Origin of the sequence: Francisella philomiragia subsp. philomiragia ATCC 25015, from assembly GCF_000156715.1 — a bacterium.
GTDB classification, from domain to species: domain Bacteria; phylum Pseudomonadota; class Gammaproteobacteria; order Francisellales; family Francisellaceae; genus Francisella; species Francisella philomiragia.
In genome coordinates, this window is record NZ_DS999311.1 from 326365 (window position 1) to 341224 (window position 14860).

Sequence of the window (14860 nt, forward strand, 5' to 3'; positions counted from 1 at the left end):
AGTCTTTAAACCACATATAAAAAATGATAAATATGTAGCATTTATTTAAAAAATTAAGGCTTTTTTGGAAAGGTTTTAGAAAAACTATTTCAAAAAAACCATCTGCAAAAGCGGATGGTCTATAAATGAATATCAAAGACAACAAACTACGCTTTAGCAGAATTTATAAAGCGCTCGCAAGTTGATACATTAAATCAGCGCTATAAGACCAAGTTACACGATTCTAAAAATAAGAACAACCTTTTACAGTAAAAAAACAATAGGAAATAAGTAACAAACGATAAACATACTTATATAAAACTTTGTAAACTATATTTAGCTTCCAAAAACTCATAAATACCATCATCAGACCCTTCTCTACCAAGACCTGATTGCTTAACCCCACCGAATGGCGCTTTTTCATTTGAGATAGCTCCTGAGTTTATACCTACCATTCCATAAGCTAAAGCATTTCTTACTCTTCTAATCTGATTCATATCACTACTAAAGAAATAGCTTGCTAAACCATACTTAGTGTTATTGGCTCTTTGGATAACTTCATCTTCAGATTCAAAACTAAAAATAGCTATAACTGGTCCAAAAGTCTCTTCGCAACTGATAACCATACTATCTTGCATATTATCTAGAATAGTAGGCTCATAAAAGTTGCCTCCTAGCTCTGGATTTACCCTACCACCACAAACTAGCTTTGCTCCATTAGTCAGTGCATTATCAACATGAGACTGTACTTTATCAACAGCTGCGGCATTAATCAAAGGTCCTACTTTAACATCTTCATCTAACCCATTACCTTGCCTAAGATCAAGGATAGCTGACTTCAATCTGGCAATAAAATCTTCTTTTATAGATTGATGAACAAAAACACGATTTGGAGCTACACATACTTGACCAGCATTTCTTATTTTCGATGCTAGCAAACCTTCGATAGCCTTTTCGATATTAGCGCTTTTGAAGACTATAAATGGTGCATTACCTCCCAGCTCTAGAGAAACTTTCTTAACAGTATCAGCTGCTTGCTGCATTAAGAGTTTGCCAACTCTTGTTGATCCTGTGAAAGTGATTTTTCTAACTAAATTACTCTTCTGAAATTCATAACCTATGACCTTTGAATCCCCACAAACTATCTGTAGAAGATTCTCATCAGCCCCAGCCTCGATAAAAAGTTCGCGCGCAGCAAAAGCTGTCAAAGGCGTTAACTCAGAAGGTTTAACAATGACACTACATCCAGCAGCTATTGCAGGGGCTGCCTTACGAGTAATCATCGCAAGAGGAAAATTCCAAGGTGTAATTGCAGCAACCACACCAACAGGATAATAATCCACCCTTCCCTCAGAATTACTAATATTTGGATCAAAAACACGTGAATCTATTCTTTTTGCCTTTTCTGCATACCATTTGATAAAGCTAGCTCCATATTGAACTTCAATCTTTGCTTCAGCGAGAGGCTTACCGCTCTCTAGTGTGATAATCTCTGCTAAATCATCAGAATTTTCTATTATCAAATCAAACCATTTTTCTAATAACTTCGATTTTTCACTTGAAGGAATATTTTTAAATATATTTTGTGCATGTTTAGCTACTAGAATACTATCCTCAACATACTCTGAGGATTTCTCTTCTAAACGACAAATTGACTTATTTGTAGCAGGATTAACTACATCAAAACTTTTTGCACCAGAAAAAGAGTATTTATCTATTACTCTTTTTAAAAGTCTATTAGACATATTTGCCTCCTAGTTTTATATTGCTTGAATAGCTGTTATCGCAATTGTATAAGTTATATCATCTACAGTTGCACCTCTAGATAAATCATTAACAGGCTTATTTATACCTTGTAATACCGGACCAATACTTAATACATTTGCACTTCGCTGGACTGCTTTATAAACAGTGTTACCTGTGTTCAAATCAGGGAATATTAGTACAGTAGCTTTACCTGCAACTGGACTATTTGGAGCTTTTTTCTTCGCTACACTCTCGATCATAGCAGCATCATACTGAAGTGGTCCATCTACCAATAAATCAGGAGCACTTTGTTTAAGCAGCTCTGTTGCTTTACGCACCTTTTCAACTTGAACCCCAGAACCTGATGAACCTGTACTATAACTAATCATCGCAACACGAGGCTCAATACCAAACTTCTTAGCTGATTCAGCACTTTGTATCGCAATATCAACTAACTGCTCTGCTGTTGGATCTTGATTAACAGCGCAATCTCCGAATACTATCACCTCATCAGGCATACACATAAAAAACACTGATGATACTAGTGATGAATTTGGCTTAGTTTTGACTAATTGTAATGCTGGTCTAAGAACATCTGCAGTAGTATGCTCAGCACCAGACACTAATCCATCAACTTCACCCAAATAAAGCATAAGTGTTGCTACAACTATTGGATCTTTTAGAGCATCTCTAGCCATACTTTCAGACAAACCTTTATGCTTTCTAAGCTCCATCAATGTTTTTAGGTATTTTGCCTCAGCTTCATCGACAACAGTTACAACTTCGATACTCTCAGGTAAGCTAAAACCATTCATCTCAGCCACTTTAAAGATTTTCTCTCTATCACCGATAAGTACACACTCAGCTAAGCCTTGTTCATGACAGTTTTTAGCTGCCTGTAAAGTTCTTGGCTCATAACTCTCTGGTAAAATAATTCTCTTTTTGGCTTTTCGCGCCATCTTCAAAAGATGATATCTAAATGCTGGAGGCGACATAACTTGATGCTCAGAGATATCCGACGTAATAGATCTAACTATTGTGTCTCTGTCTAATGATGAAGATATTACTTCTTTGACTTTTTGAATACGCTCTTTATCATCAATTGGTATTCCCATTAGATCAATACTTGCAAGTTTTAAAATTGTATTTACACTTTTATTTTTTGTTGTCAGAATTGCCAATCCTGCTTTCTTAGCAGTTTCTACACATAGCTCTCTAACCTTATTATCTAGATATTCTTCAGCTGTTAAAATAATACCTGCTATTTTCATACCATTTTTTGCAGCTAAACAGGTAGTCACTAAGATATCAGATCGATCAGCAGCAGTTATAATCAAAGAATTTGGAGTCAAATCACTTATAAAATTATCAACCCCTCTTGAACACATCATTACTCTATCAACACGAGCATCTAAACCAACTTCCGATATGTGATTTAGCTTAAGAATATTTTTGATATCTAATATCCTTGGTGAGGTTCTTTCCTTATCCCACTCTACAACACCTAAAAGTACCAATCCCTTATGTTTAAATACTGATAACTCTTTAAGCTCATCTATACCCACATGTTGCTGCTTATCATAAGTAATATCCTCTTCAGTCAAACTAAAACTAACTCTTCCATCATCGTCATAAGGCGCATTTAACTTTGTAATTACAGCACCCATAATATTAATCTGCTTTGGTAAGCTACGCATAGCGTAATCAAGTTCATCATTAATATCATTTATAGGTTTATTACCATGGTATGAGACTATTATTACTTCCGAACCAAGAGCTTTTATAATCTCTATATTCAATTCATCAACAATCGCATTTAATGGATATAACCTATGGTAGTTATTACCTTGTCTAAACAATCCAGATATTACAGCAAAATCGGAATCTAGGCATTTTTCATAAAATTTACTTAGAACTATCTCAACATAGTCTTTTACACGATTATTAAGCAAATATGATTCTATTTGCTCGATACTCATATCCATATCATAAATAGGATGAAATGAGTCAACTTTTAACCCTTTTTGCTGTAATGCATATACCACACTACTTGCCAAAATTCTAAGACCAGTATGTTTTGATGTCGGAAGGATAAGTATTGATTTTTTCATAGCAAGCTCTTATATCAAATTTTGTGTTTCTTGAGCTATCATTAGCTCTTCATTAGTTGCAATAACCATTATATTATGACTATTCCCTGCATTTATAAATGTTTCTGATTTCATATTTTTAGCATCATCTATTTCAAAGCCTATATTCGCTAAATTAGAAGCTACACTTTTGCGAATATTAGTGGCATTCTCACCAATGCCTCCTGTGAAAACCAAACCATCAAACTCTTTAAAATAAATCATATAACTACCAACAAACTTGGCAATCCTATGACAAAATATTTCAATAGCTAGCTTAGCTAGTTTATCGCCATTATCAGCAAGCTCAGAAACCTCTCGCATATCACTATGACCACAGATTCCTAATAGGCCACTTTTTTTGTTTAGCATATTTGTGATATCTGCAATACTCCAGCCAAGATTATCTGAAATATATGCAAAAACACTAGGATCTATACCGCCAGAACGAGTTCCCATGACAAGTCCATCTAATGGAGTAAGCCCCATACTTGTATCAATACTTTTACCATTAACAACAGCTGTGATACTACAACCATTACCTAAGTGAGCAACTATCACATTAGCAACATCTTTATTTAATATTTTCGCTGCTTGTTGAGAAACATATTTATGTGAAGTTCCATGGGCGCCATATTTACGTATGTTATGCTCACATGTCAGCTCTCTAGGTATCGCATATTCTGCGACGTACTCAGGCATAGTTTGGTGAAATGCTGTATCAAATACTGCTACTTGAGGTAAGTTAGGAAATATTTGCTGACAAAACAGTATCCCTTCAATATGTGCTGGATTATGTAAAGGCGCTAGAGGTATACAATCTTTTATCTTCTGTAATGAATCTTTGTCTATAATTACAGATTTTGAAAAATACTGACCTCCATGAACCACCCTATGACCAATCGCAGAAATTTTTTCTAAATAATTATTCTCTACTAAAAAATCTTTTAAAAGCTCAAATACATCTTTGTACTCACCATTTTCTATATGCTTCTGAACTTTTTGTTGAGTTTTAAAAGTTATCTTACAGTTGCTAGCTCCAATATTCTCGGCAAGACCTGTAACAAGTGATTTTGAGTTTTGGGGATTCATCAGCGCAAATTTGACTGATGAACTTCCACAGTTTAAGACTAATATGTATGACATAAAGCAAATGAAGAATAAAATAAGAAGTGACTATATTATATAATAATATAGCGAGTAGTGACAGTTAGTGTGTATATTTTAATATGGTTCTGTATATGGCTAGAATGGTATATCGTCATCAAAATTTGATGAATTAATCTCAGCGAAATCCGGCATTTTATCCTGTTTTGGAGCAGGCTGTTGATTATTCTGAGGATAGTTATTATTTGGCTGCTGATTAAAATTCGGATTGGGATTATTTTGATAGTTTGAACCGCCCTGAGAATTACCTCCAGCAACGAATTGGAAATTACTAGCAACAACTTCTGTAGTATATTGCATATTACCATTTTTGTCTTGCCATTTGTTCGTACGAAGTCTACCTTCTATGAAGAGCTGTGTACCTTTATTTGCATATCTTTGAATTGCCTCTGCAGACTTACCAAAAACAACTACTCTATGCCATTCTGTAGTTATATTTTCACCTATACCATCATTAGTAGCGATACTTAATGTTGCTACAGTAGTACCATTTTGCGTAGTTCTAACTTCTGGGTCATTACCTAATCGACCCAACAAAATAACCTTATTAACTGTTCCTTTGGCCATTTCTAACTCCTATATTTTTTTTCAATCTTGCTAGTACTAAATCTTACAGTAAAAAAGTTTGAGAATAAAACTTATCTACTTAAATTTCTCCACTAATTGCAAAATTTATCTCATCAAAATTAAAGCCATTATACAACAGATAATTAACTGCTTTTTGCTTTAGCTTCAAATCTGATTGTACCTTATCTAAATCTTTATATTTTTTCTGTAAACACTTTTGACAGAGCTTAAACCAATCGATCTCTACCTCATGCAAAAAACACTCCACTAATTCTTGGGATAAGCCTTTTTGGTAAACAGCTGTATTTATAATTCTTCGCTTGCCTCGATACTTAGCAATTTCACTCATTATAAAAACTCGTGCGAACCTCTCATCAGATAGCCACTTATGTTTCTCAAACTCATCCAAAAGCGTAACTATTTCATCACTTGAAATATTCTCACGAACTGTAAGTTTATCAAAAAGCTGTTTACGTGAATAATCTTGCTTAGCAAGTAGATATAAAAGATAGTTTTTTTCTTTAGATAAGCTCATCTTGAGTAGCTTGTTCTGAAGCTTGCTTAGATTTAGACTGCTTTGATTTAGGTTCTGGTTGTACTTGCTCTTGTACAGCATACTTCTGAGGTAATAAAAGTTGTAATAACGCTTTTTCTATCTCATCACGCTCAAGAGTGTTTTCTTTTAGATACTCTTTGGACTTTTCTTTACCTTGACCAATTTTTTTACCTTTGTAGCTATACCAGGCACCTGATTTTTCTATAATCTCATACTTAGCACCAAGATCTATAAGCTCAGCTTCAAGAGATATACCCTCACCATAAATCAGCTCAAACTCAGCTTGTTTAAATGGAGGTGCTACTTTATTTTTAACAATTTTAACTTTTATCTCATTACCACTGACATCAACACCATCTTTTATGCTCCCACCTTTTCTAACCTCAAGTCTTACAGAAGCATAGAATTTAAGAGCATTACCACCAGTAGTAGTTTCAGGATTACCAAACATTACCCCAATTTTCATACGTATTTGGTTAATGAACATTACCAAGGTATTTGAACGTTTAATATTTGCTGTTAATTTTCTAAGGGCTTGTGACATCAGTCTTGCTTGAAGACCCATATGAGAATCTCCCATATCACCTTCTATTTCAGCTTTAGGTGTAAGTGCTGCAACCGAGTCTATCACAACAATATCAATACCTCCTGAACGGACTAGCATATCTGCGATCTCTAAAGCTTGTTCGCCAGTATCTGGCTGAGAAACTATTAGATTATCAACATCCACTCCCAAAAGCTTAGCGTACTTAGGATCCAGTGCATGCTCTGCATCAATAAATGCAGCTACTCCTCCTTGCTTTTGGCACTGAGCTATTGCCAGAAGGGTAAGAGTCGTTTTACCTGATGACTCATGCCCATATATTTCAATGATGCGTCCTTTAGGATATCCGCCTATCCCTAATGCGACATCAAGAGCGATAATCCCTGAAGGGATAACATCTATATCATGAGCAGTCTCTTGATCGCCTAATCTCATGATAGAACCTTTACCAAACTGCTTCTCAATTTGAGAGAGTGCAGACTCTAGAGCTTTTTCTTTACTCATAACTAACTAAAACTCCTATAAATCTTAGTGTTGCTTACTATCAGCAGGCTTTTCTAAAGAATCTTGGTACATAGCATCAAAATTCACAGCAGACAAACATAGCTGAGGGAAGCCTCCACTGCTGACTAAATCAGAAATAGCTTCACGTGCGTAATGATACAGAATATTAGGACAAAATGCTTTTTTTGCATGCTCAATTTGAGCCTCTTGCATATTTGATACTGTGAAAATTCCTGCTTGCTTTACTTCTGCTTCAAAAGCAACTATACCTTCATTTTCAACCTTAACTTCAAGAGTCAGAATACTTTCATAAGTGTTTTCTTCTGGAAGGTTGATCGCTTCTATTTTTAAATCAGTGTGTAGCTCTGGCTTCCATGCTGTAGTCCATATTTTATCGGAGTTGGGAATAGAGAAAGACATATCTTTTACATAAACTTTCTGAATTTGAAACTGAGGTTGTGCTTGCTGATCCATTCTATGATCCTTAATAATTTTTATAATTTTTCTTATTTTGACAATGACTTAACAGGGTAGCTTGCTTGTAGCCATGCTGCTAAACCACCTTTAAGTACAAAAACTTGTTCAAAACCTTCTTTACGCAACCCTTGCATCGCTTTTTCTGGATTATCGCCGTATATAACTATAGGTTTAGACTTATACTTAGCTAGCTTATTCTGTTTTTGAGCTATCTCTTCTAGCTTAATATTATGCGCCCCAATAATATGCGCTTTAGCAAAACTTTCTTGGTCTCTTGTGTCTAAGTATACTCCCTTACCTCTATTAACAGTGATCACAGCATCTGCTACTGATAACGTATACTGAGCTTTCTTAGTTTGTGTAAGCTCAAACACAATATAGATAGCTAATAACAATATAAACGACAAACAAAACAGCAAGTTCTGTGATACAAAATAGCCTAAATTTTCCATGATTTAAATTTTCTTTTTTCAATTAATTACTTATATCTAAACTAAGATTATACATAGCTTTATAGTTAAAAAAAAGCGACTTTTAGATGTTAGTAAGTTTAAAAGAGTTTTAGAAAAAAGATATTGAATTATTTGCAGAATCGAATTTATTGCATTTTAGCAATAACATCTTTAGTAACATCAATACTATCAACGTTATATAAACTCATTTCAGCAGGTAAGATAGCATCTAATTGCTTATCTTTAGCTACTTGAGCAGAAGCTTTAGTTAAAGCATCTTTAAATGCATCTGCATCATCAGAAGCCATCTTTTGAACCTGATTCATCAAGTTCTGATATTCTCTCATTGCTTTTTCAAGATCTGCTTGAGCTTGTTGCTTATCCTGAGCTTCTGCTTTTTCAGCTGTCTGAGCATCTTTAGTATCGCCCTTAGCATCATCTGCTTGAACATCATCTTTCTCTTCAGTATAAGAGTTTACTTTTTGCTGTAAAGCTGTGATGTTTTGCTTAAGTTGATCCATCTGTGGCTTAAGCTTCTTCTCATCAGCAGTAACTTTTGCCTTACCTAAAGGTGAAGTCTCAAATATATCTTGAACGTTAGCAAAACCTACACCACCAGCCATAGCAGTAGTTGCAGATACCATTAAACCACCAGCAATCATCGCACCTAATATAGTCTTTTTCATAATTTCCATTCCTTAGTTATGTTTAGTTTAGAAAACTTAGTTATAGTATCGATTATAATCATGGTTATTAGATGTTTCAACACCTAATGTATTTATTTTAGACTAAAGCTTGTTTCTGAAAGTGCCCTATAATAAATACTGTTACCAAGCTTATTTGACACTGCTGTCAAAAAATCTAATGGCTGCGTATAATCAACGATATCTAAATTATTAAACTTATCGCGCTTAAGTTGATTAACCGAAGCAAAACCATCAATTAGTCCCATCCTTTGTGCTTGAATACCACTAAAAGGCTCTCCGGAAAATGTTGTATCCATAGCTTTATCTTTCAATCTGTCACCTCTTGATTGCTCAACAGCTGTTATAAACACTTGATGCGTTTCATCTAAAAGCTTATTAAATTGTGCGGTTTGCTCTGGTCTTTCTGGAGAAAAAGGATCTAGGAAGTCCTTATTTGAGCCTGATGTGTATGTCCTACGTTCTATACCTAGCTTATCCATAAGCCCCGTAAAGCCAAAACCACTACCTATAACACCTATTGAACCAACAATTGTCATTTTATTAGCATAAATTTCTTTTGCACCAGCAGCAATATAATACCCTCCACTAGCACAAACGTTTGTACATACCGCATACATAGGAATATTTGGGTACTTTTGCTGTAGATATCTCATATGAGAATATATCTCATCAGATTGTACAGGTGAGCCGCCCGGACTATTTATCTCAATAATTATACCCTTAACTGCTTTGTTTGAATAAGCATCATCTAGACTTTTATTAATTCTTTCTGCATTTGCCTCTGCATCTTCGACTATTACACCATCAACTTTGACTAACCCTATGTGAGATGTAAGCTCTTTTGATGAGCTAAATAAGCTAGGGATAATTATGACTAAGACAATCAAGATAATTATAGATCTAGTAAAAAACTTCCAACGCCTCTTGCTTTTAATATCCTTTAGATAAGCTTGAGCTAACTTTTCTAGTGTCTCTTTGGAAATGTTATTTTCCATTTTATCTCCATATTTGTTAATATTTTCTCAACAATTTTAAATCTATTTATAATAAAATTACACTGTTTAAATTTAAGGGTAACTAAAATGTCAGCATCACTTGAAACCAAAGCAAAAAAATTAGGCCTAGATAATATTGAAAAACACATATTCTTATGTTGTGATCAAGAAAGACAAAAATGTTGCGCAGGGGATGTCTCACTGAAGTCATGGGAGTACCTAAAAAAGAGACTCCAAGAGCTAAAACTATCACAAAATGGCCATATCTATAGATCAAAAACATACTGCCTAAGAGTTTGCCAAAATGGTCCAATAGCAGTAGTACAACCAGATAATGTTTGGTATCACTCTTGTACTCCAGAAGTTTTAGAAAAAATCATTCAAAAGCATCTAATTGGTGGCAAAATAGTTAAAAAATACGCTTTTGCAAAAAGAGAATCTTAAAATACCAAATCAACACCTTGCACAAAAATCACTCTAAAATCATATCTTAATTCAAGTTACCGTTTTTTTAAAAAATATAGTTATCAAATGATTGCCTTATCTATGAACAAAGGATATGCTGAAAGTGATTTTAAAATTTATTTAAACTAAAAGAGGGATTTATGAGTAAGAATATTAATGGTAAAAAAGTTTCTGATACCGCTAAAGATGCTACTAATGTGGCTGAGTATGTAGTATCAAGATTAGTAGATTTAGGAATAGATCATTCATTTTCGGTGCCTGGAGATTTTGCATTTGCATTAGATCACGCACTTATCAACAACCCAAAACTTAATAATATCGTAAATGCTAATGAGCTTAATGCTAGTTATGCTGCAGATGGTTTTGCCAGAGTCAATGGAGCTGCTATCTTATGCACTACTTATGCTGTTGGTGAGTTGAGCGCTCTAAATGGTGTCATGGGCTCAAAAGCAGAGAACTTAGTTGTTTTTCACTTAGTTGGTAGTCCAAATGATGCAGCGGTCGGGAAGAAAAAGCAAGTTCACCATACATTAGGTGATGGTGTTTTTGGAAACTTTTTTGATTTGTCAGCTTCAGCAACATGTGTCTCAGCTATTATTACTCCTGAAAATGCTCGTAGAGAAATGAATAGAGTCATAGCAGAAGCATTCAAATATCGCAAACCTGCTTATATAAGCGTATCCCTGGATGGTGGAAATCGTCCTGTAACAGATATAACACCAGATGACATAGATTGTAGTTATCTAAAAACGAACCCTCATCAGCTTGACTTAGCTGTGAACCTAGTCTTAGAGCATCTAAGTAAAGCTAAAAAAGTTGTTGCTATCCCTGCTATCAAATTAGATAGATTTGGTGTAACTGAGAAAGCTATCAAACTCATAGAAAAGTTAAACATCCCTTTTGCTATTATGCCTCATGATAAGAGCGTAATATCTGAAACACATCCTAACTATATAGGATTCTATGCTGGTTTATTATCAGATACAAATACAGCCAAGATAGTTGAAGATGCTGATCTTGTGATTAATTTAGGCGACGCACTATGGTCTGACTTTAACACTGCTGGATTTACTAATAATTTAGACTTAGATAAGGTTCTGAATTTAGGACCTCTATTTGTCGAAGACAAGAAAACTTATCTAGCTGATATTTATTTATCTGAGCTACTTGATGCTTTATTAGAAAAAGCTGATAGCATAAACTATCGCCCTGAATACTCTAGAATGACAATACAGGATGCTCCAATAACACAAGAAAACTTAACGCTTAGCGTGCTATACACACAAGTTTTAAAATTCTTAAAGAACACAGATAATCTTGTGGTAGAGACAGGCTCATCCTCTCTTAATATGCCAAAACTACCTTTACCTGAAGGTGTAAAATATCATAATCAAACGTTATGGGGCTCTATTGGTTGGGCGACACCTGCAACTCTTGGTATAGCACTAGCTAATCCTGATTCTAGAACAATATTAATCACAGGTGAGGGATCTCATCAATTAACACTTAATGAACTAGGAGTAATGGGAAGATATAAAACAAATCCTATTATATTATGTATAAATAACGATGGTTTTATGGTCGAAAGAGCGTTAGAGTTAGACCCTGATCCAAGTTATGATGATCTCGCTCAATTAAACTATAAAGATTTACCAAAGGCTTTTGGTTGTAATGATTGGTTAACAATCAAAGTAAAAACAGGAGAAGGGTTAGCACAAGCACTGAAAAATGCCAGAGAGCATAAGAGCGGTGTATATATAGAAATTATTACAGGCAAATATGATTACTCAGATTCTTTAGAATTTTATAATAAACACCTTAAAGAAATGTATGGCTAAATCGACTACGATTATCTATTTCTTAGCATAAGCTTTCTCTAAAACTTTCCTGAAAGAAATTCCCTGTATAAATATTGATAACAATACTGCCACATAAATAATTGATGAAGTATGACTGTATCTATGCTCAAGAGGTATACTTAAAACCAATGCGATCGACACACCTCCTCTTAAGCCAGCCCACGTCATCACAAGATTATTTCGCCAAAAATTATCTTGAGTTGTCTTATATACCATCAACATCGAAACAAAAATACTCAAATATCTAGCTACAAGTACAATAACGAACAAGATACAACCCGCGATCATAACCTCATTTGAGAAAGTCATCTTTAAAGCTTCTATACCTATCAAAACAAACAAAAATGTATTTAGAAGCTCATCAATAACTGCCCAGAAACTTGATAATACTTTTTTTGACTCCTCAGAAACTATACCTCTAGGTTTAGAGTTGCCAATAACTATGCCACAAACTACCATTGCCAAAGGCTCAGATACCTCAACTCTAGTTGCAATCCAAGATCCTACACTAACTATTGCTATTGATATAATTATAAGTGTATGTGGATCATCAGAGTTAGACATAAATTTAACTCCAATATAACCTAGCACCAGTCCCAAGCCAACACCTCCGACACCCTCTTGTAATAGCATTATCACAAAATTACTCAAGCTAATATCCTGATTACCACGAATTATTGATGATAGTAAAATCAAAAATAAAACTATCGAAAATACGTCATTGAATATAGCTTCTCCCGAAAGGATAGCTTTAACCTTCTCTGGAACATTTTTTGTAGTTTTAAATACAGCAAACACAGTCACCGGGTCTGTTGGCGATAAAATTGCTCCTACCATTAAACAATGAATATAACTGAGATTTACACCTATAATAACAGGAGCTAACAACCAGATTAAGGTACCGATAATAAAAGTTGAAATTACAACTCCTAAACTTGACAAAATACCTATATCAAGGGAGAAACCCCTAATCTTAGAAAAATCTAAGTGCATCGCTGATGCAAAAAGAAGGTAACCTAAAAGTATCTTTAAGACCAAAGTCTCAAAATTAACACTATCCAGCATATCATATACAGGTGAAAAGAAATTTGGCTCTAATTTTATTAGCACTAATAATGATAATGATATAAAAGCACTAAGGGCTGTAAGACCTATAGCTTTAGGTAAACCTAAAAACCTTAAATTAAAATAACTTGAATACGCGGCTATAACACAAAGTAAAACAAACAATGAATATAGGCTCAAAACCGAAGATCTCCAAAATTACATAACCAATAATATATGTAGCTTATTATACTTGTTAATTGGCTTTATATGTATTTTAATTCTGAGATATAAAATTTAGGTAACAAGTATTTAAGCATTAAGATTTTGATGAAATCACCTTATTACTATAGACCCTATCAAGAAGTCTTTTGAAAGTTATTCCTTGTATAAATATTGATAGAAAAACTGCTATATAAACGATTGAGAATGAGTTTGTTTGTCTATGGGCTAAAGGTATCGACAAGGCTAATGCAATCGACACACCTCCTCTTAGACCAGCCCACGTGATAATAAGATTATTTTTCCAAAAATCGCCTCTTATATTTCTCTCTGTAAGAAATAAAGATATAACCACACTACTATATCTAGCAAGAACAGAAATAATAAAAACAACAACGCCTGCAGCGATATAATACCAAGAAGGATTCATCTCAAGTATCTCAATACCAACCAATACAAACAAGAAAGCATTCAGAAGCTCATCTATAACCATCCAAAAGTTAGTAAGAATAGTTTTTGATTCTACTGATACTTTTCCCTGTGGACGTGAGTTTCCTATAACAATTCCTGTAATCGCCATGGTAATAGCTTCAGATACATGTAAGTGTGTCGCAAACCAAGAGCCAAAACTCACTAATGCCAGAGATATTATAATAAGGGTATATCCATCATCTAATTTACTCATCAGAGACTTACCCAGATAACCTAGTATAATACCAAGCAAAGCTCCACCAATCCCATCTTGCATAAATAGTAGTACGAGCTTGATCGAGCTTGTGTCTTGCTTGCCATCTATAACAATAGATAAGAAGAATAGGAATAATACGATTGAGAACACATCATTGAATAATGCCTCTCCCGATAAAATGGTTTTCACTTTCTTTGGTACATTTGTATTTTTCTTGAATACGTCAAATACTGTAACAGGATCCGTTGGTGAGAAGATAGCACCAATCATAAGACAACGTACATAGTCAACATGAATTCCTAGTATATATGGTGCAGCAACCCAACATAATGTACCTATTGTAAAAGTGGATATTACGACTCCTAAACTAGAAAGTACAAATATACCATACGAGTTTCTTTTTATTTCTATAAAGTTTAGGTGCATCGCTGACGCAAAAACAAGATAGCCAAGAAGTACTTCTAAAACTACTTCTTTGAAATTAACATTGTACAATAATGTGTAGATGGGAAAGAGAGATTTATGATCAATCTTCAATAGCAATGCTATCAAAAGTGCTATCAAAGCACTTAAAACAGTTAACCCTATAGCTTTTGGCAACCTAAGATACCTATAGTTAATATAACTAGAGAAACCTGCGATAACGCATTATATTACAAATATATAATACTGATTCACTTAAGTTCCACACAAACGTTGATTTATATAATTATAATATTGATTATTAATTTTGCATATTTTATTTAAAAACTTTCTTAC

General features: G+C 34.2%; 14 protein-coding genes. 2 read left to right on the forward strand and 12 right to left on the reverse strand.

Annotated features, from left to right (window positions below; translation table 11 throughout):
- Positions 1 to 290: 290 nt before the first annotated feature.
- From FTPG_RS01930 to FTPG_RS01975, 10 genes are all read right to left on the reverse strand, one after another.
- The gene (locus tag FTPG_RS01930; RefSeq protein WP_004286728.1) at positions 291 to 1724 is read right to left on the reverse strand and encodes an NAD-dependent succinate-semialdehyde dehydrogenase; all 1434 of its coding nucleotides are present in this window, start codon (positions 1722 to 1724) and stop codon (positions 291 to 293) included.
- 15 nt (positions 1725 to 1739) lie between these two features.
- Complete coding sequence (gene pta, locus FTPG_RS01935) at positions 1740 to 3836, reverse strand: phosphate acetyltransferase (protein WP_004286729.1); 2097 nt, start codon at positions 3834 to 3836, stop codon at positions 1740 to 1742.
- A gap of 9 nt (positions 3837 to 3845) precedes the next feature.
- Positions 3846 to 5000 (reverse strand): acetate/propionate family kinase, encoded by a 1155-nt coding sequence (locus FTPG_RS01940; protein WP_004286730.1) that lies wholly within the window; start codon positions 4998 to 5000, stop codon positions 3846 to 3848.
- 99 nt (positions 5001 to 5099) lie between these two features.
- On the reverse strand, positions 5100 to 5588 hold the full coding sequence (locus FTPG_RS01945; protein ID WP_004286731.1) for a single-stranded DNA-binding protein: 489 nt from the start codon (positions 5586 to 5588) through the stop codon (positions 5100 to 5102).
- Between the two features lie 79 nt (positions 5589 to 5667).
- The gene (locus FTPG_RS01950) at positions 5668 to 6123 is read right to left on the reverse strand and encodes a regulatory protein RecX (protein WP_004286732.1); all 456 of its coding nucleotides are present in this window, start codon (positions 6121 to 6123) and stop codon (positions 5668 to 5670) included.
- Positions 6110 to 7192 carry a recombinase RecA gene (gene recA, locus FTPG_RS01955; protein WP_004286733.1) on the reverse strand — a complete coding sequence of 361 codons (1083 nt, stop codon included), beginning with the start codon at positions 7190 to 7192 and terminating at the stop codon, positions 6110 to 6112. The genes FTPG_RS01950 and recA overlap by 14 nt, the downstream gene beginning before the upstream one ends.
- 24 nt (positions 7193 to 7216) lie before the next feature.
- Positions 7217 to 7666, reverse strand: coding sequence for a protein-export chaperone SecB (secB, locus tag FTPG_RS01960; protein ID WP_004286734.1), 450 nt, complete (start codon positions 7664 to 7666; stop codon positions 7217 to 7219).
- 32 nt (positions 7667 to 7698) lie between these two features.
- Positions 7699 to 8121, reverse strand: coding sequence for a rhodanese-like domain-containing protein (locus FTPG_RS01965; protein WP_004286735.1), 423 nt, complete (start codon positions 8119 to 8121; stop codon positions 7699 to 7701).
- Positions 8122 to 8267: 146 nt separating this feature from the next.
- Positions 8268 to 8807, reverse strand: a complete 540-nt coding sequence (locus FTPG_RS01970) for an OmpH/Skp family outer membrane protein (protein ID WP_035722131.1) — start codon at positions 8805 to 8807, stop codon at positions 8268 to 8270.
- A gap of 92 nt (positions 8808 to 8899) precedes the next feature.
- Positions 8900 to 9823: a S49 family peptidase gene (locus FTPG_RS01975; RefSeq protein WP_004286737.1), complete on the reverse strand. Its 924-nt coding sequence runs from the start codon at positions 9821 to 9823 to the stop codon at positions 8900 to 8902.
- Positions 9824 to 9910: 87 nt separating this feature from the next.
- On the opposite strand from FTPG_RS01975, the gene FTPG_RS01980 reads away from it, so the two are divergent.
- Positions 9911 to 10267, forward strand: a complete 357-nt coding sequence (locus FTPG_RS01980; RefSeq protein ID WP_004286738.1) for a (2Fe-2S) ferredoxin domain-containing protein — start codon at positions 9911 to 9913, stop codon at positions 10265 to 10267.
- Positions 10268 to 10428: 161 nt separating this feature from the next.
- Entirely contained in the window at positions 10429 to 12126 is a 1698-nt protein-coding gene (locus tag FTPG_RS01985; RefSeq protein WP_004286739.1) for an alpha-keto acid decarboxylase family protein, read from the forward strand.
- Between the two features lie 15 nt (positions 12127 to 12141).
- On the opposite strand, the gene FTPG_RS01990 is transcribed toward FTPG_RS01985, so the two are convergent.
- Together FTPG_RS01990 and FTPG_RS01995 are read right to left on the reverse strand one after the other, a co-directional pair.
- Positions 12142 to 13392: a cation:proton antiporter gene (locus FTPG_RS01990; RefSeq protein WP_035722134.1), complete on the reverse strand. Its 1251-nt coding sequence runs from the start codon at positions 13390 to 13392 to the stop codon at positions 12142 to 12144.
- Between the two features lie 118 nt (positions 13393 to 13510).
- Positions 13511 to 14743 (reverse strand): cation:proton antiporter, encoded by a 1233-nt coding sequence (locus tag FTPG_RS01995; protein ID WP_325144830.1) that lies wholly within the window; start codon positions 14741 to 14743, stop codon positions 13511 to 13513.
- Between the last annotated feature and the right edge of the window lie 117 nt (positions 14744 to 14860).

Coding starts and splice junctions, on each gene's coding strand:
- FTPG_RS01930 (WP_004286728.1), bottom strand. CDS start 1,724: ATGTCTAATAGACTTTTAAAAAGAGTAATAGATAAATACTCTTTTTCT.
- pta (WP_004286729.1), bottom strand. CDS start 3,836: ATGAAAAAATCAATACTTATCCTTCCGACATCAAAACATACTGGTCTT.
- FTPG_RS01940 (WP_004286730.1), bottom strand. CDS start 5,000: ATGTCATACATATTAGTCTTAAACTGTGGAAGTTCATCAGTCAAATTT.
- FTPG_RS01945 (WP_004286731.1), bottom strand. CDS start 5,588: ATGGCCAAAGGAACAGTTAATAAGGTTATTTTGTTGGGTCGATTAGGT.
- FTPG_RS01950 (WP_004286732.1), bottom strand. CDS start 6,123: ATGAGCTTATCTAAAGAAAAAAACTATCTTTTATATCTACTTGCTAAG.
- recA (WP_004286733.1), bottom strand. CDS start 7,192: ATGAGTAAAGAAAAAGCTCTAGAGTCTGCACTCTCTCAAATTGAGAAG.
- secB (WP_004286734.1), bottom strand. CDS start 7,666: ATGGATCAGCAAGCACAACCTCAGTTTCAAATTCAGAAAGTTTATGTA.
- FTPG_RS01965 (WP_004286735.1), bottom strand. CDS start 8,121: ATGGAAAATTTAGGCTATTTTGTATCACAGAACTTGCTGTTTTGTTTG.
- FTPG_RS01970 (WP_035722131.1), bottom strand. CDS start 8,807: ATGAAAAAGACTATATTAGGTGCGATGATTGCTGGTGGTTTAATGGTA.
- FTPG_RS01975 (WP_004286737.1), bottom strand. CDS start 9,823: ATGGAAAATAACATTTCCAAAGAGACACTAGAAAAGTTAGCTCAAGCT.
- FTPG_RS01980 (WP_004286738.1), top strand. CDS start 9,911: ATGTCAGCATCACTTGAAACCAAAGCAAAAAAATTAGGCCTAGATAAT.
- FTPG_RS01985 (WP_004286739.1), top strand. CDS start 10,429: ATGAGTAAGAATATTAATGGTAAAAAAGTTTCTGATACCGCTAAAGAT.